At 38.3% G+C, this 17205-nt stretch carries 15 protein-coding genes; 1 reads left to right on the forward strand and 14 read right to left on the reverse strand.

The window, feature by feature from the left end:
• The first annotated feature begins 1 nt into the window (after position 1).
• A complete protein-coding gene (locus tag CUC15_RS14495; RefSeq protein WP_114917344.1) occupies positions 2-1270 on the forward strand; it encodes an exo-beta-N-acetylmuramidase NamZ family protein in 1269 nt (422 codons plus the stop codon).
• 573 nt (positions 1271-1843) lie between these two features.
• Here the strand turns inward: CUC15_RS14495 and CUC15_RS14500 are convergent.
• From CUC15_RS14500 to CUC15_RS14565, 14 genes are all read right to left on the reverse strand, one after another.
• A complete protein-coding gene (locus CUC15_RS14500) occupies positions 1844-2686 on the reverse strand; it encodes a carbohydrate ABC transporter permease (RefSeq protein ID WP_114917345.1) in 843 nt (280 codons plus the stop codon).
• 35 nt (positions 2687-2721) lie between these two features.
• Positions 2722-3615: a carbohydrate ABC transporter permease gene (locus CUC15_RS14505; protein WP_114917346.1), complete on the reverse strand. Its 894-nt coding sequence runs from the start codon at positions 3613-3615 to the stop codon at positions 2722-2724.
• Between the two features lie 183 nt (positions 3616-3798).
• On the reverse strand, positions 3799-5175 hold the full coding sequence (locus tag CUC15_RS14510; protein WP_423241343.1) for an ABC transporter substrate-binding protein: 1377 nt from the start codon (positions 5173-5175) through the stop codon (positions 3799-3801).
• Between the two features lie 86 nt (positions 5176-5261).
• Positions 5262-6167 carry an N-acetylmuramic acid 6-phosphate etherase gene (gene murQ / locus CUC15_RS14515; protein ID WP_278309176.1) on the reverse strand — a complete coding sequence of 302 codons (906 nt, stop codon included), beginning with the start codon at positions 6165-6167 and terminating at the stop codon, positions 5262-5264.
• Between the two features lie 497 nt (positions 6168-6664).
• Positions 6665-7525: a MurR/RpiR family transcriptional regulator gene (locus tag CUC15_RS14520; protein ID WP_114917348.1), complete on the reverse strand. Its 861-nt coding sequence runs from the start codon at positions 7523-7525 to the stop codon at positions 6665-6667.
• Positions 7526-7546: 21 nt separating this feature from the next.
• Positions 7547-8512, reverse strand: coding sequence for an N-acetylglucosamine kinase (locus tag CUC15_RS14525; protein ID WP_114917349.1), 966 nt, complete (start codon positions 8510-8512; stop codon positions 7547-7549).
• A gap of 205 nt (positions 8513-8717) precedes the next feature.
• Positions 8718-9191: a flavodoxin domain-containing protein gene (locus tag CUC15_RS14530; protein WP_114917350.1), complete on the reverse strand. Its 474-nt coding sequence runs from the start codon at positions 9189-9191 to the stop codon at positions 8718-8720.
• 262 nt (positions 9192-9453) lie between these two features.
• Positions 9454-11112 carry a glycoside hydrolase family 13 protein gene (locus CUC15_RS14535; protein WP_114917351.1) on the reverse strand — a complete coding sequence of 553 codons (1659 nt, stop codon included), beginning with the start codon at positions 11110-11112 and terminating at the stop codon, positions 9454-9456.
• Positions 11113-11397: 285 nt separating this feature from the next.
• Positions 11398-12366 (reverse strand): sugar phosphate isomerase/epimerase family protein, encoded by a 969-nt coding sequence (locus tag CUC15_RS14540; RefSeq protein WP_114917352.1) that lies wholly within the window; start codon positions 12364-12366, stop codon positions 11398-11400.
• 26 nt (positions 12367-12392) lie between these two features.
• Positions 12393-13427, reverse strand: coding sequence for a Gfo/Idh/MocA family protein (locus CUC15_RS14545; RefSeq protein WP_114917353.1), 1035 nt, complete (start codon positions 13425-13427; stop codon positions 12393-12395).
• Positions 13428-13432: 5 nt separating this feature from the next.
• On the reverse strand, positions 13433-14464 hold the full coding sequence (locus tag CUC15_RS14550; protein ID WP_114917354.1) for a Gfo/Idh/MocA family protein: 1032 nt from the start codon (positions 14462-14464) through the stop codon (positions 13433-13435).
• 17 nt (positions 14465-14481) lie between these two features.
• Positions 14482-15192, reverse strand: coding sequence for a ThuA domain-containing protein (locus CUC15_RS14555; RefSeq protein WP_114917355.1), 711 nt, complete (start codon positions 15190-15192; stop codon positions 14482-14484).
• A gap of 82 nt (positions 15193-15274) precedes the next feature.
• Positions 15275-16294: a LacI family DNA-binding transcriptional regulator gene (locus CUC15_RS14560; protein ID WP_114917356.1), complete on the reverse strand. Its 1020-nt coding sequence runs from the start codon at positions 16292-16294 to the stop codon at positions 15275-15277.
• Positions 16295-16370: 76 nt separating this feature from the next.
• Positions 16371-17192 carry a DUF1189 family protein gene (locus CUC15_RS14565; protein ID WP_114917357.1) on the reverse strand — a complete coding sequence of 274 codons (822 nt, stop codon included), beginning with the start codon at positions 17190-17192 and terminating at the stop codon, positions 16371-16373.
• Between the last annotated feature and the right edge of the window lie 13 nt (positions 17193-17205).

A 17205-nucleotide genomic window follows, 5' to 3' on the forward strand; every position in this document is an offset into this window, starting at 1 on the left:
GATGAAAAAAACGTATATCCTGCTTTTGACAGTCGTATTCATTCTCGGCTCCCTTACTGCGGTTTTTGCAGATAAGGGGGAATCGAACGGTAAAGGAAAAGGTAAGAAGAAGGAATTTCAGCTCGGTGTAGAGGTATTACTTGATGAGCAGAAACAGTTAATAGAAGGCAAACGTGTTGGCCTAATAACAAATCCTACTGGCGTAGATCAGGAATTAAACAGTATTGTTGACCTGTTGTTCAATGACCCTGATGTAGAATTAACTGCATTATATGGACCAGAACATGGTGTCCGTGGCGATGCCCAGGCCGGACAATATGTAGAATTTTATACTGATGAAACAACAGGGCTACCAGTTTACAGCTTATATGGACAAACCCGTAAACCAACACCAGAAATGCTCGAAAATGTGGATGTACTCCTCTTTGATATTCAGGACGTTGGTACGCGCTTCTACACTTATATTTATACGATGGCATATGCAATGGAAGCAGCAAAGGAAAATAATATCGAGTTCATTGTTCTTGATCGACCAAATCCATTAGGTGGACATAAAGTAGAAGGACCAGTCCTTGATCCAGCCTATGCATCTTTTGTCGGTAATTACCCGATTCCCTTACGACATGGGATGACGGTTGGCGAATTAGCTACGTTATTTAATGAAAAATTTGACATCGGTGCAGATTTAACCGTCGTTGAAATGAATGGCTGGGAGCGTGACATGTACTATGAGGACACGGGTCTAGAATTTGTCCTTCCATCACCAAATATGCCTACACTTGATACTGCTCTAGTTTATCCAGGTGCAGCATTAATTGAAGGGACGAACCTATCGGAAGGTCGTGGCACAACCAAGCCATTCGAATTTATTGGCGCGCCATTTGTGAATAGTACGGAATTTGCATCTGCATTAAATACTTTGGAGTTACCTGGTGTAACATTCCGAGCAGCATCGTTTACACCGTCTATTTCCAAGCATAGCGGAAAATTAAGCCACGGGGTACAAATACACGTTACAAACAAGAAAGCTTATAAACCTGTGGAAACGGGACTCCATATTGTAAAAACGTTACACGATATGTACCCAGGGGACTTTAAATTCGGTGCAGAAAACAGTGCAGGAGTATCCTTTTTCGATAACCTGATTGGAAACGGCTGGATCCGCGAAGCAATTGAAGATGGAACCTCTGTTAAAGAGATGGAGAAACAATGGAAAAAAGGCTTGAAGGACTTTGAGAAGGTTCGGAAAGAATATCTATTATATAAATAATGAAAGAAAGCCATTTCGAATGGTTATTATATCGATATAAAGTACGAATTAGACACAAAGTTGATTTTGTCTCTAGACAAGTCGCGAACCTTAGGGCAATAAAGATAATTAGTGCGTTTGTCTCTCCAATATCGTTTTGTATAAATCCAGCGGAGAAAATACACGAAGACTCCTCGAAAATAAAGTTCCATTTTCTTCGTGCGATGTAACCCTGACGAAGCTTTCCTTGTCCTGCGGGATTAAGGGCCTAGGTGAGATTTTGTAGTGCATCAGCACAAGAAGGCTCACCTAAGCCCTCGCGGAAAGCGTAGTGTATTTTCGGAGCGAGCGGCCTGTGAGTACTCGTCACCTTATGTTAGTTAAAAATTCCTAATTATCCACCATATATTAAAAGCAACAGATTCTTTGTTGTGAAGAGTAACGGTAGCCCAGTCGTTAAAAAACAGTCAACAAAAATGAACCCTGACCCTTTGAATAACAATCCAAAAGGTCAGGGTTCTACATTAATTAATCTAACGATGCTACGGTTCTAATTCGACCATGCCTAAAGTTAAAGTGATTCTTTCAACCGATCTAGCCCTTTATCGCTCCTTCTGTCATCCCTTCTGCAATTCTCTTTTGGAAGATTGCATACAGAATAATAACAGGAACAATTGCGATTACAAGACTTGCAAATAAAGTGCCCCAAGCATTTGTATATTGTGCTTCACTGCTAATGAAATCAATTGCGAGTGCTAATGTATAATTCTCGCTGCTTTGTAAAAAGATTAATGCCATAAAATATTCATTCCAAAACTGGATGGCATTCATAATGGTTACTGTGATAATCCCTGACATACTTAGCGGTGTAATCACCTTCCATAATACACCGTAAGGAGAAAGCCCATCAATGGCTGCCGCTTCCTCTAATGATTTGGGAATCGTACTCATGAAGCTCGTTAACACGAATATCGTAAAGGGTAACTGACTAACTGCGTATACGATTGCTAAACCATATATGTTATCCAATAAATGTAAATCACTTAGTAAGAAGAATAAAGGAATCCAACCCAGTACCATCGGAATCATCATTGCTGATACATATAACGTAAATAAATACTTGCTGCCGCGAAAGTTTATACGCTCAATCGCATATGCCGTTGGAATGGCTAGAACTAATGTTAGTACTGCGCCAACTATCGTAACAATGAAACTATTAAATACACTGGAACCGATATTAAAGTTTGTCCAAGCATCAATATAATTTTGCCAATTTATTGTTTCCGGGAAGCCCCACGGATTTCGGTATATTTCTGCATTTGATTTAAATGATCCAAGAAACATCCAGAATATAGGATACAGTACCGCTATTGTCCAGAGAATTAATGGTATTCGAATTCCGCCTCGCCCTAGAATTTGTCCAACACTTCGTTTCACGATTATTCATCCCCTCTATGCTTTCTTGTATGATATTAGTAATCGACTTTTTCCCTTCGCATAAAGAATTGCAAAATTAACACGGTGAGTAAGGAAAGCACTAAAATCATCACACCAATTGTTGCCCCATATCCGAAATTAAACTGAACGAAAGCTTGTTGGTAAAGGTAGGAACCCATCACATGTGTTGCATTGTTCGGTCCCCCACCAGTCATAACTTGAACGATAACGAAGGAGCCATTTAATGTTGTGATGACAATATAAAGTATCGCAATCTTTATTTGCGGCCAAAGCAGCGGAACCGTCACCTTCCAAAATTGCTGCCACTGTGTTGCCCCATCGATTTCAGCTGCTTCATAATAGCTTTTATCAATGTTTGAAATACCGCCGATTAGCATTAGCATAAATAAACCAATCCCTGCCCAGACAGATGGTAATACTAAACTAGGAAGTGCCCATGTCTCATCCCCAAGCCAGGGTTTTGCTAACGACTCTAATCCGATAAACTCTAGACCAGAATTAACTAAGCCAATACTCGGGTTATAAATGAATGTCCACAGAATCCCTATAACAACTACCGACATGATATTCGGGAAGAAAAATATCACTCGATAGAATGGTGCTTCCTTTAACTTTAGCTGGGTCAAGGCAACCGCAAAAAACATCGCTAAAATCATAATTCCAATAACTTTTGTTACAACAAGAAAATAATCATGAATAATCGTATTCGGGATAATTGCATCATGAAATAGCTTTATGTAATTGCCAAATCCAATAAACGTTTTATTACTCGATGACCCCGACCAATCAAAAAAGGAATAATATAGGCCACTAAACAGCGGGTATAGCGTAAAAATTGCAAATAAAATAAAAGTAGGGACTAAACAAAATGCTAAAAATAAATATTTTTGCTTTTTGGATTGAACCATTTCATCACTCTTTTCTATGGCAGATAAGGAATATAATCAGAAAAACGACCATTAGGATAAAAAACTAAATGCTTAGCCAAATCTTTCCGGTGATAATCTTTGTTGCACTTTCTTAACTGCAAATGAAATAATTGGTATGGAATGCTAAGAAGTATCCTCACATTCCACACCAATTTCATTTACCTAAAGACCGCTACGATATTCTGCTGCAGCTTTTTCAGCTTCTTCAACAAATTGTTCTGCTGTCATATTCCCTAGCATCAGCGACATTAAAGCATTTCCAAGTGGTGTCTCTAAGTCTGCACTCATAGGATATGGCTTCTCATAGATTTGCACTTGTTCTGGGTCATTAATCATCGCATTAGCCTCTGTTAAATAACTAGGAACATTTTCATTTTCTGTTAAATCAACGCCGTTAATATTCATAATCGCTCCCGTATGCTCAGAGAATGACATCGCGTATTCTCTTGTAAATACAAACTCAACAAATGCTTTTGCCGCTTCCGGATTCTCCGCATTCTCTGCAATTGCTAATGGACGCAAATCTGGAACGATTGCATACGGTTCACCCGCATCTTGCATTGGTGATGGAATAAATCCAAAGTCAAAGCCTTCTGGAATATCATTTGCCATTTCATTTGGCAGCCAGAAACCTACTGGTACAAAAGCATTGTCATGCAATAAGAAATTCATCTGGGATTGCGTGTGATTTAATGCTCCTAGCCCTGAATCAAAGAACCCAGCTTTTTGAATTTCCTCTACCTTTTTCATCGTTTCTAATGTAATGTCACTACTCCAAGCTCCCTCTGCACCACTGATAAGATCTGCAAGCAATTCCTCACCACCAGCAGCTGCAAATGCGGGATAAAGCATACCACGCATGAAATAGTATGGATGCTGTCCACTTGTTACTAACGGATCAATATCTTCCCCTTCTTTTATCTTTTTCATTGAATTCATGAAACTATCGAAATCTGTAGGTACCTCATAACCTTTCTCATCAAATAATGCTCTGTCATACCATGTTCCCCATGTATCAAAAACGAGTGGAAGCGAATAAATATCACCGTCATAGGATGCAGGTGCAACAATAAAGCTATCAATCAGTTTGTCGCCACCCTCAAGCTCAATCCCCTCTACCCATTCAGTTAGATTCATCAATTGGCCATCTTCTACCATTTGCGTTTCACTTGAACCAGCGCCATCAATGTACACAACATCTGGCGGATCATTTGATACCCAACGTGATCGCATCTCTTCATTAATATTTGGACCAGCATGCTCGATAATATTTACATCTGGATTTGCTTCTTTAAAATCTGCAATAACTTCTTTCCACCAAGAATCACCATATCCCCCTACGAAATACTGAATTTCTAAATCTCCTGATATTCCATCTTCAGATCCATCATTTGCTGAATCACTTGGTTCCTCTGCCCCATCACTTGAGGAAACAGGCTCCGAATCTCCATCATCTGAAGAACATGCGGAAATAAATACTGCAAGCGCTAACAATAAAGCGAATAGTAACCAGCCTCGTCCCTTTTGTAATTGTTTCAACCTATTCATCCCCTTTTATTTATCCTAATTATGTGAAAGACATTAATAGCGATATGGCTACTAATGGAATTTCTAAACTTCCTATCCTATGATAGATAATCAATTGCCTTTCTTACATAACCATCCGACTGAACTATCGCCTCTTCTGCTTCTTGAAGTGTAACATTTGCTTCAAGCATTACAATTGCTGGCTTTACTTTATAGTTCGTCTGAATCAGAGCATTTTCTATCTTATCGTATGAGGATCTAGTCACTTCACTTACTGTTCGTTTTGCTCTTTCTCGCAGTTTAAAGTTATTTGCATGCAAATCCACCATTAGATTCTCATGAACTTTTCCTAACTTCACCATTGTAGTTGTACTTATCATGTTTAATATCATTTTATGTGCAGTAGCGGCTTTCATTCGAGTAGAGCCTGTTAAAACTTCAGGACCCACAATAACTTCTATCGCACAATCTGCAACATTACTAATCAAGGAATCTTGATTACAAGATAAAGCAATCGTGTATGCTCCTATTGCTTTTGCATAATGAAGTGCTCCTATCGGATATGGTGTGCGCCCACTTGCTGTAATTCCAATTACGACATCATTCTTTATAAGCTTCTTCGCCTGTAAATCAAGTCCACCCTGTTTTTCATTATCTTCAGACCCTTCCGCCGCATTGAAAAATGCGTCCATTCCTCCTGCCATTACTGTTTGCACCATCTCTTTTGGTGTCATAAAAGTGGGCGGACATTCTGATGCATCAATTACCCCTAGCCTACCACTAGTTCCGGCCCCTACATAGAATAGCCTGCCACCACTGGCAAGTGAAGGAACAATATGATCTACCGCAATTTCAATCTTTGGCAAGACCTTTTCTACTGCAAAAGCCACAATTTTATCTTCTTCATTGATTGTATGTAGCATCTCAGCTGTAGACATTTGATCTAGGTTCATACTCCTCTTGTTTCTTTGCTCTGTGGTAAGTCTGGATAATTCCATCTGCATGTCATTCTCCTCTTTACTCAAATTGAAAAGTAAATTTTCTTAATTTTACCTCATTATAATGTTGCTGAACTTTATTGTCAATATAAATTATATTTTCTGTAATCATATTTCATAATCTCGTTGGTCAACTTGCATATTTAATAAAAAAGACTTTAGTATGTTTGTTCTATTTATACTAAGTGCGAAATAACTTTGAATGATATTTGCTTCCTTGGCTGTCGCTTCAGAAATACACTTCACTTTCCGCGGGGAGCTGGTGAGCCTTCTTCCCGCAGGACAAGGAAAGCTTCGTCAGCATTACATCGCACGAAGAAAATGGAACTTTATTTTCGAGGATTCTTCGTGTATTTCTTCCGTTGGTATTGTGCAGTAGTTAGTAATGGCTAACCTACTAATGATCTTGGTACCCCTTCCAGATTAGAAATCACAATCTTTTCTAGGCACAGTTTATATCATTGAAACATTTTTAGTAGACAAATTACCGCAGTCCCAGTCTATTAGAAATCTTCCTTAATAAGGGAGATTGCTGCTCTTGTTTCATCTAGATGCTTGACCGTTTTTTCATATTCAACAGAGGCGAGCGACATAAATAGAATGTCAATGATATGCAACTGAGCAATGCGTGATGATGTTGCTCCGCTTCGAATCGTTGCTTCCTTTGCGGCGGAAGTATATAAACGAATATCGGAATAGTTTGAGACAGCAGTATTCCCATATTTCGTAATACTAATCGTTGTTGTCTGTTTCGATTTTGCAAGCTTTATTAATTTGGCCACTTCTTCCGTATTCCCAGAAAAAGATATGCCAACAACGACATCACCTTCTCCTTTGTTTGCAACAGATGTCGCGGCCATATGTACATCGGAGAACGAAAATGCATTTTTATTTATTCGTGAAAACTTCTGCTCGGCATCCTTGGCAGCAATATTAGATGCACCGACACCAAAGAAAATAATTGAGTTTGCAGTTGATAGAGCACTTACTGCTTTTTCAAGTGCTTTAATGTTCATAATATCTGCAGTTTCCTTTAACGTCTGAATTGTATTCGATGTTACCTTTTGAATAATATTATTAAATCCATCATTTGGCTCAATATCCCGATATTCATTGACAGATTCCACCTGCAAATCACCAGCAATACGGATTTTTAATTCCTGCAGGCCACTAAACCCCAATGATTTACAAAGGCGAATAACCGCGGCACTGCTAGTATTGCTCTTTTCTCCTAGCAGTAGCGCCGTTAAAAGAATAGATTCTTCTGGGTTTAGCAAAATATATTCTGCTATTTTTTTCTCGGATGGCGGCAAACGATTTACCATCTCTTTCAAAATCACAAGTCCACCTTTAATATGCGACATTTCTTCTACCTCTTTCCTTAATTAAATCGTATCAATTATGTTGTTAATAACGGATTGAGACGGTTCCTTTCCTTGACTTATATATGCACCAATCAGCGATCCTCCAACAGGGGGCATCTTTGGCAAAACTACGGCTAGATCTAACTGCAGCTCTTGCAAACTAGTTGCTATAAGCATCGGAAGTATATCTTTATCACTAAATACGCCACCACCTAAAACAACTTCTGTTTTTTCGTTTTCCTGAAAATGTTTCGAGTACAGTGTTGCAATATTAGCAGCTAACTCTTTCGCTACCTTTACTACAATTTTATCAGCAACTAAATCTTTTTGTTTATAAGCATCAAGCACTGTTTTTGCAAAGGCTGCGATGTCATTTTTAGGTGTTGGAGATGCATAGATTTTTCCCATCAATTCTTGTGGATTATTCACATTAAAAAAGGTGAATAAATTCGGTAGCAGAGTTGTAGTATTTTCCTTCCCATCAAAAGACTTCAAGGCTGCCATTATTCCCTGCCTGCCGATATCATAGCCACTGCCTTCATCACCTAGCAGATATCCCCAGCCACCTACACGATTATGCTGCAGCTTGGAATTGATTCCATATGTAATGCTCCCTGTTCCTGATATTTGAACAATACCTGGTTTGCCGTATGTACCGGAATAAAGAGCATTAACAGGATCTGGTTCTACTTGGATATTCTCAGTTTTTGTTACTAAACGAGCAATTATATCATTGAGGCGACGTCGATTTGTTTCATTCCCAGCTCCAGCAATTCCAGCAAAAATATTAATATGATTGTACTCTTTTTCCGCCTGACCTTTTAACGAAAGTAAAAGCTCTTTAAATGTTTGCTTTAGTACTTGATCGGAAGCTGCATTCGGATTCGTTGCCCCTGCTGTTGCTTGTGCAATAACCTCCCCATTCTCATTGGCAAGTGCTGCAATTGTTTTAGTTCCACCGCCATCAATGCCAAGGAAATATTCCACCTTCTTTCCCCCCTTCAGATTCATTTGGTATATTCTTATGTTTATAGATTATATAATATTATGTCATTAAATAACACTATTAACGAAATAATATTTCATTTATGACAAGACACAGCGAAAAGGTTAGTATAGAACAGAAAGCAGATAAGAAAGCTGTACACCCTCTTATCTGCAAAATTATTCGTATTCATTCCGATATAATATATTACTTAACGTCCAGCTCACTCCCACTAATTAATCGTAATAGCTTCTCAGAAAGCTGTTCACTTTTCTTAATATCTTCTTGACTTGGCTCTAAATCAACTACTAGCTTTTCCGGGACCATTACGGCACCAAGTTTCTCAAATCGTTCATACATCAAATCAAGCGCAGTACCAAATTCATCATAAAAAGAATCTGCCGATCCGAAGACAGCAAATGGCTTCCTTTTGATATTTACACCGTCAAGCTGATCATAAAAATCCTCAACTTCAAATGGTAGATCGCCTCCAACCCAAGTGTAAACTCCAAATAATATACCATCATAGTTTTCAAGTTCTTTTACTTCTATTTCATCATAATCAAACATCTTTACAACAACGTCATGATTATTATTATTTCTTAAATGATTTGCCATTGCCTTAGCCATCAACTCCGTATTTCCAGTTGCACTAGCATAGAGCAGTAAGATTTTGCTCATAACCGCCCCTCCAAGAAAATTATTATAGTTTTATTATATTGATAATGAGAATCATTTTCAAACAAAGGGACTTTATAACATAATACTTCACTTTCAGACTTTTTACTACTGTTGATTCCCTGTTTATGATTCTTTATCATTCACGAAATCATGAAGTCGAGTTCTTACAGTTAGTTAATGCGGGATGTCAACAAGAAAAAAGCTGAACCATTCGACTCAGCCTGATTACTATTTATCATATCTTTAAGCAGTTTGCGTAGTATTATATCAACTTATACACTCTAGCCTCATAAGGTTTAAATGTCAGCACGCTTTCTATTTCATCTATACGAACATCATAATTCGCCATCCATAATGCTCCCAATCTTACTTTCTCCGGCAACTTCACCTTAGTTTCCACGGCAAAGAGATTTGTCATTATCAGTACTTTCTCACCATCTAGTGTTCGTGTATAAGCAAAAATCTGATCATGGTCATCCAAAATAAGATCATAGGTACCATAAATTAATACTGGATTATTTTTTCTCAGCTTAATTAGCAATTTATAAAAATAAAAAATCGAGTCGGAGTGATCCATTGCACTCGCTACATTTATTTCTGAATAATTTGGATTCACCTTAAGCCATGGCTTTCCTTTAGAAAAGCCAGCATTTTTTGTATCATCCCATTGCATTGGTGTCCGCGAATTATCACGACCTGTTTTCCAAATTACTTCCATAATCTCTTCAACAGGTGTTCCTGCTGCCAGTTCATTATCGTATAGATTTTTCGCATCGACATCATCATAATCATTGATTGATGGGTAATGCACATTTGTCATGCCAATTTCTTGTCCCTGATAAATAAATGGTGTTCCCTGCATGAGGAAGTACATCGTTGCAAGACATTTGGCAGATTCCTTTAAATAAATATCACTATTTCCCCAGGTTGAAACAGAGCGCGGCTGATCATGGTTCTCCAGAAATAGTGCATTCCAGCCAATACCTTCAAGCCCCTTCTGCCACTTTGTCAACGTCCTTTTCAAGGCATGGATATCAAGACCTGTTTTTGTTTTCTTGCCCCATAGATCCAAATGTTCAAATTGAAAAATCATATTAAACTTGCCATTTTCCTTACCTACCCATTCATCTGCATCTTTAGCCTTAACTCCATTAGCCTCGCCGACCGTCATAATATCATAATTTGCAAATGTCTTTTCCTTTAATTCATCTAGAAAAATTTGGATGCCGTCCTGATTCATGTGACCTGCAAATGATGATACATACTTTTTCTTCTTTGGATTTGGTAAATCCGGGAGTCCTGGACGCTTTTTAATATGAGAGATTGCATCAACTCGGAAGCCATCTATTCCCTTATCTAGCCACCAATTCACCATCTTATATAACTCATTTCTTACGTTGGGATTTTCCCAATTGAGGTCGGGCTGTTTACTTGAGAAAACATGGAGGAAATATTCTTCTGTTGTTTTATCATACTTCCATGCTGAACCACCAAAAATTGATTCCCAGTTATTCGGCTCTGAACCATTTTTTCCCGGATGCCATATATAATAATCGCGATAATCGCTGTCCTTTGACTTTCTTGATTCAATAAACCATTGATGCTCATCCGAGGTATGATTAATCACAAGATCCATAATTAATTTCATTCCCCGACGATGAACTTCCTCTAGTAATTGATCAAAATCAGCCATCGTTCCAAATTCAGGCATGATTTCCTGATAATTACTAATATCATAGCCATTGTCATCATTCGGAGATTGGTAGATTGGCGACATCCAGATTACATCGATTCCTAAATCCTGAAGATAGTCTAGTTTAGAAATAACCCCTTGAATATCACCAATACCATCCCCGTTCGAATCCATGAAACTACGTGGATAAACTTGATACGCAACCGCTTCTTTCCACCATTTTTTCATAGTTCTCCCCCTTACATTTCATTATTATTTGTTATTTTTAAGCAGAGTCGATAAAAAGCTGCATAAGACAGGAAGGCAATCAATGAACCCTTGAAAAAAGGTATGAGAAAGTAAACATATAAAATCTGGAATTTGTTTAATAAACAAAATATTTACGCAAAATGATATTTTATTTTTGTTAATAAAAAGAGCCAAAGGTGGTCGATGACAGCAAATCGCTTACAGCTTATATAACACAGCCCCTTCAGAAAGTGAACAACTCAAACTTTCTGAAGGGGCATATTTTTATGCCCACCACATATTATCGAGTGATTGTTCAATATTAACTGCCTTCAAATTCCGTACAGCAGCCTTAAAGCCTTCATCAATTGACATAATTGGGTCCTCATGCTCGATACTTATTACGTAGTCATAACCATAAGTACGTAATGCACTCACAATATTCGACCACTCCTGAATGCTATGTCCATAGCCAACCGAACGGAAACTCCATGCTCGGGTCTGTACTTTCGAGTAGGCTTGCATATCTGTTAAACCATACATATTGACATTATCCTGATCAATGTACGTATCCTTTGCATGGAAGTGATGGATTGCGTTTTCTTTACCGAGTATTTTTATTGCGGCAACTGGGTCAATCCCCTGCCACCATAAGTGACTCGGATCAAGGTTTGCACCAATCGCATCATTCGTTGCTTCTCTCAATTTAAGCATCGTATATGGTGTATGGACTAGAAATCCAGCATGAAGTTCGAGACCAACCTTTACACCATGATCTTTCGCAAATTGCCCCTGCTCTTTCCAGTATGGAATCAATTTTTTCTCCCATTGCCATTCTAGAATATCTGAATACTCTGTTGGCCATGGTGTGACAGGCCAGTTTGGTAATTTGGAATCTTCATTGGAACCAGGAACACCTGAGAACGTATTAACGACAGGCACATTCAGTAATTCCGCTAATCTCACTGTTTTAATAAATGTATCATGTGATTTCTGCGCATGTGCCCTATCCGGTGAAATCGGGTTGTCATGGCAGCTAAATGCACTAATCGTTAATCCACGTGATTCAATCTTTTCTAAAAATATTTTGCGCTTTTCTTCACTTTCCAGTAATTCATCAACATCACAATGTGCCGTGCCAGGATTTCCTCCAGTACCAATCTCTACTGCTTGCAATCCTGCATCCTTTACATAATCCAGCATTTCCTCAAATGGTTTTCCAGAAAACAATACGGTAAATACTCCTAGTTTCATATGATCTCCTCCATCTTTTCTAATGATTATGCTAGTCTTACACTCTTTCCCATTTCACTGCTCTGGTAAATTGCTTCTATTATTCTTGAAACTTGTAAAGATTGCTCTGGTTTACTAATTAACTCCGCTTCTCCAAGACAAGCTTCAACAAAGTTTTCCGCTTGAAGTAATCCTGCTTCCAGCTGATCATCAGATAATGTTGCACCTGTAGTCATAAATGTTCCATGTTTAGCCTGGTAGAATTCATAAGGAAACACGTTCAGTCCTCCATCAACACCAGAAATACTGAGATGATTCGTATCCTCCTTTATATTCGCAGCCCAAGAACATTCGAAAAACATCGACTCACCATTTTCAAATTTAATATAGGCAGTAACATGATCATCGACATCAAAGGTTTCATGATCAAAGGTTCCCCAGTCATTTAGTTGATTTGGTGTTTTACTCAGACGGTTATAAGTTGTACCAGTTACTTCAACAGGCTTTAGATCGTCTAATAACCAAAGTGCCAAATCAAGAAAATGACAGCCATAATCAATTAAACTTCCACCACCTTGTAATTCCTTATTGGTGAACACGCCCCACCCAGGTACCTTCCTGCGTCTAAGTGCTTGTACCCTCGTTACGAGTGGATCACCAATGTCAGGTACCGCATGCTTTGCAACCTGGGCCACTTCTAGGTGGCGATAATGATACCCGATACTTAAGACTTTATTCGCTTTTTCCGCTGCAGCAATCATTGCTTCACATTCAGTTGTTGTAATGGCCATCGGTTTTTCGCATAGAACGTGAACCCCTGCTTCTAAGGCAGCTATTGTAATCTCTGCATGAAATTTATTTGGCGTACAAATTGTCACTGCATCTACAACGGAAAAGAGCTTATGATAATTTGTAAACACCTGAGGAATATCATATTTCTTAGCTACTTCCTCTGCGCGAGCAATATTCAAATCTTGAACAGCAATAATTTCTACTTTATCGTTTAGCTTTAGGTATGAAGGAATATGTCTTCCCTGTGCAATGCCACCAACGCCGATAATTCCCATTTTTAATTTCGTCATAAACCTCAACGCTCCAATTGGTAAATACTTTTCGATTCAACAGATTCGATTGCTCCTAAAATGACCTCGAGCGATCGCTTTCCTTCTTCCCCATTAATTAATGGCTCTTTATTCTCAACAATCGCTTCGACAAAGTGATCAATTACATGGGTGGTTGTCTGCCCACCTTCTTCATTAGACTGAATTCCACCTAATTCATACTTTACAACCTCGCCATTCTTATACTGCACAATAAGGGAAAAATCCGGATCGTCTTCCAATCTTAAAATCGCATTTTCTCCGTAAATAATCGTTGAATTATCTTCCTTAGCCGTATATGCCCAGCTTGCAGCTAATGTACCAATGACACCACTCACTGATTTCAAAATAAACACGGCATTATCGTCGACATCTGTATCCTCTTTTGCACTCGTTTCAACAAATGCTCCAACCTCAATGAACTCTTCTCCAAGTATATAACGAAGCAAATCTGCCTTATGTACACCAAGATCACCCATAGCACCAATAAATGCTTGATTCTTGTTGAAGAACCAGCTATCTTTTCCGTCAACACTCCAGCCTTCAGGTCCACCATGTCCAAAGGCAGTACGGAAGCTATAAATTTTTCCTGCTTCTCCTTTTTCGATTAGCTGTTTCGCTTTTTGGTGAGAAGAAACGAAGCGCTGATTATGACCAATCATCAATTTCTTATTGTTTTTATTTGCAGCTTCAATCATTTGTGCTGCTTCTTCACGTGAAGTTGCCATTGGTTTTTCACATAACACATGGTTCCCAGCGTTCAATGCAGCAATAGAAACTGGTGCATGTAAGTAATTAGGCAAACAAACACTGACTGCATCTAGCTTTTCAGTCTGCAATAATGTTTCATAATTCGTATATGCTTTTGCTTGATATTTCGCTGCTGCCTCTTCTGCTCTTTCTTTTACAAGATCACAAACCGCAACTATCTCGACATTTGGATTTAGCGCGTACTCTGGTAAATGTCGATACTTCGCAATACTTCCACAACCAATAACTGCAACACGTAATTTTGTCATGTTCTTCACTCTCCCAATTAAATTTGTTCTAATGCCTTGTGATTACCATAGGTTGGTGTTGGAGTGTTGATGCTTGCTGCCCATCTTACCCCATTTTTAATAACTTGCTGAATGTCTTTATGGTGGTACGTTGGATGCGTTTCATGTCCTGGCTGGAAGTAGAAAATCTTCCCCTTACCTCGTTTAAAGGTTGCTCCACTGCGAAATACTTCCCCACCTGAAAACCAGCCAATGAATATTAACTCATCTGGTGCTGGTATATCAAAGTGCTCACCATACATTTCTTCCTGCTCCAGTTCGATATACTGACCAATCCCTTCAGTTATTGGATGAGTAGGATCAACAACCCATAAACGTTCTTTATCCCCCGCTTCTCGCCACTTCAGATCACAGCCAGTACCCATCAGCGTTTTAAATATCTTCGAAAAATGGGCCGAATGCAAAACGATTAACCCCATTCCTTCGAGGACACGATGTTTAACCTTTTCAACAACCTCATCGCTCACTTCGTCATGTGCTAGATGTCCCCACCAAATTAACACATCCGTATTTGCTAACACTTCATCCGTTAATCCATGTTCCGGTTCATCCAATGTTGCTGTTTTCACATTTTCATAGTCTTCTTGTAGAAATGCTGCGATAGTTCCATGGATCCCATTTGGGTAGATTTCCGCAACTTCCAGATCCTTTTTCTCATGACGATATTCGTTCCATACGACGATATTCATAATTGTATTCCTCCTATTTGTACTGCATACACTAGTATTCTTTCTTACTTTGTAACATTCCTCTTTAGAGACAATATTTTTCCTACCTGCGACTAATAACTGAATCTCGGTAAACGATGTTATGCGGAATAATAATTCTTTTTGCGGGCTCTGACTTATTATTTGTTTTGTTTATTATCGCTTCTGCCGACTTTGCACCTAAATCATAAATATGAACATCAACAGTAGTGAGCGCTGGACGGATTATTTCTGAAAGATAGACATTGTTAAAGCTTACAATTGAAATGTCTTCTGGAACTCGTATATTTGACTTTTCTAGCATACTCACCACCCCAAGACTAATTAAATCATCACTTACAACGATTGCTGTTGGACGATGTTTCATAGCTAAGATGCACTCGACGGCTTCCTGACCACCCGACTTTAGAAATTCCGTTTGGATTCTATATTCATCGACATTAGGTAATCCTGCTTCCTCTAATGCAACTTGATACCCTGATTCGCGATCCATCGTCACCATCAAGTCCCTTGATCCTCCTATAAAAGCAATTCGTTCATGTAACTGTTCGATTAAATAATTTGTTATCTCTTTTCCAGCTTTAAAATTATCATTATCTACATGTGTGACTTGCTCAATATCTTCAACCGGCTTTCCTACGATGACAAATGGAAAATCTTGTTCACGTAAAAAGTTTGTTACACCATCATTTATTCGAGAGTAAAGTAGAATTACACCATCCACTGAGCCACCATAGACCATACTTTTTACTTCACTTAAAATTTCCTCTTCCGATTGTCCGCTAGAAAGTGTAATTGAATATTCATTTTTATGAGTAACAGATCCGATTCCGCGTAAAACCTCTGGAAAAAATGGATTTTGTAATGCTTTGTCAGCAGATGAAGACATAACAACTCCAATCGCATTGGATGATTTCACAACTAGATTACGAGCATGAATGTTAGGATAATATCCTAAATCCTTCATTGCTTTTCTAACCTTTTTCTTTGTTTCTGTACTTATTCTTGGATTATCTGCAATAACTCTAGATACTGTAGAGGGAGATACTCCGGTTGCCTTTGCTACGTCTTTAATTGTTACCATTCTCTCACCATCTAATCTTTATTTACTTCATTTTTTGTCGCTGCTATTTAGATCAAATGCGAACTAAGCAGGCGCATTATACTGCTGCGTCATCATTGAAACGAGTTTTATAGAAAACAGCTAATATCATGAGTACCGTTCCGAATGACTGAATCATTAGCATCGTGATCATATCATATCGAATGAGTCCGATAACCATTGATATTACGGAAGCTAGCCCCATCGCATTTACAATTAAATTTACGGATTCTTTAAAAGTTTTTATGGAAGAAAATTGTCCTTTTCTTGTAAAATAGATGAAAATGGATGATCCTAGTACGATAAATACAATGCTAGCGAGTGACAGACTAAAAACAGCAAGAATTAGACTTCCGACAATAAATCCTTTATTTTGTATGAACCATTGCTGTGATATAGCAGTTTTCAATTCATCAATCGTTGTCACATTATCTAAGGTAAAATCCTTTGTATATGTCACTTCTGAAATCGGATTGTTTCCTTCTTTTATTATCAGTTTATCTGCTAGAAATATTATTGCATTTTCTTCCTTGATCAGTTCATCTGCCTCTACTTTTGATATATCCCCACCAATCACCCCTTTATTACTTGTATAAAGGAAGCTGGAAGGTAATTCCATTCTCCCGTTTGTGAATTTCGCTTCTTTCACCTCTGTAACTACAGATTCATCAATTAATGCGAATGCATTTGGAAAAGTTCCTTCGATAGGGAATGCGTCCATTTTTGCAAAGTTTAAGGAGACTGGTATCATTATCAAAGCATTTAAAAACAGGAAAATAATAATAATTTGCAACCAATTTAGTTGATGACGTCCTCTAAAAACTTTTACTGGTGTCCATATTGTCTTAATATAATTTAATGGGAAAATATCTGTTTTCATTTACTCACTTCAT

It is taken from the genome of Oceanobacillus zhaokaii (genome assembly GCF_003352005.1).
Lineage (GTDB): Bacteria > Bacillota > Bacilli > Bacillales > Amphibacillaceae > Oceanobacillus > Oceanobacillus zhaokaii.

Bases quoted from the DNA above. Each gene is read 5' to 3' on its own strand.
- CUC15_RS14495 (WP_114917344.1), top strand. From the start codon at position 2: ATGAAAAAAACGTATATCCTGCTTTTGACAGTCGTATTCATTCTCGGC.
- CUC15_RS14505 (WP_114917346.1), bottom strand. From the start codon at position 3,615: ATGGTTCAATCCAAAAAGCAAAAATATTTATTTTTAGCATTTTGTTTA.
- murQ (WP_278309176.1), bottom strand. From the start codon at position 6,167: ATGCAGATGGAATTATCCAGACTTACCACAGAGCAAAGAAACAAGAGG.
- CUC15_RS14520 (WP_114917348.1), bottom strand. From the start codon at position 7,525: ATGTCGCATATTAAAGGTGGACTTGTGATTTTGAAAGAGATGGTAAAT.
- CUC15_RS14530 (WP_114917350.1), bottom strand. From the start codon at position 9,191: ATGAGCAAAATCTTACTGCTCTATGCTAGTGCAACTGGAAATACGGAG.
- CUC15_RS14535 (WP_114917351.1), bottom strand. From the start codon at position 11,112: ATGAAAAAATGGTGGAAAGAAGCGGTTGCGTATCAAGTTTATCCACGT.
- CUC15_RS14540 (WP_114917352.1), bottom strand. From the start codon at position 12,366: ATGAAACTAGGAGTATTTACCGTATTGTTTTCTGGAAAACCATTTGAG.
- CUC15_RS14545 (WP_114917353.1), bottom strand. From the start codon at position 13,427: ATGACGAAATTAAAAATGGGAATTATCGGCGTTGGTGGCATTGCACAG.
- CUC15_RS14550 (WP_114917354.1), bottom strand. From the start codon at position 14,464: ATGACAAAATTACGTGTTGCAGTTATTGGTTGTGGAAGTATTGCGAAG.
- CUC15_RS14555 (WP_114917355.1), bottom strand. From the start codon at position 15,192: ATGAATATCGTCGTATGGAACGAATATCGTCATGAGAAAAAGGATCTG.
- CUC15_RS14560 (WP_114917356.1), bottom strand. From the start codon at position 16,294: ATGGTAACAATTAAAGACGTAGCAAAGGCAACCGGAGTATCTCCCTCT.
- CUC15_RS14565 (WP_114917357.1), bottom strand. From the start codon at position 17,192: ATGAAAACAGATATTTTCCCATTAAATTATATTAAGACAATATGGACA.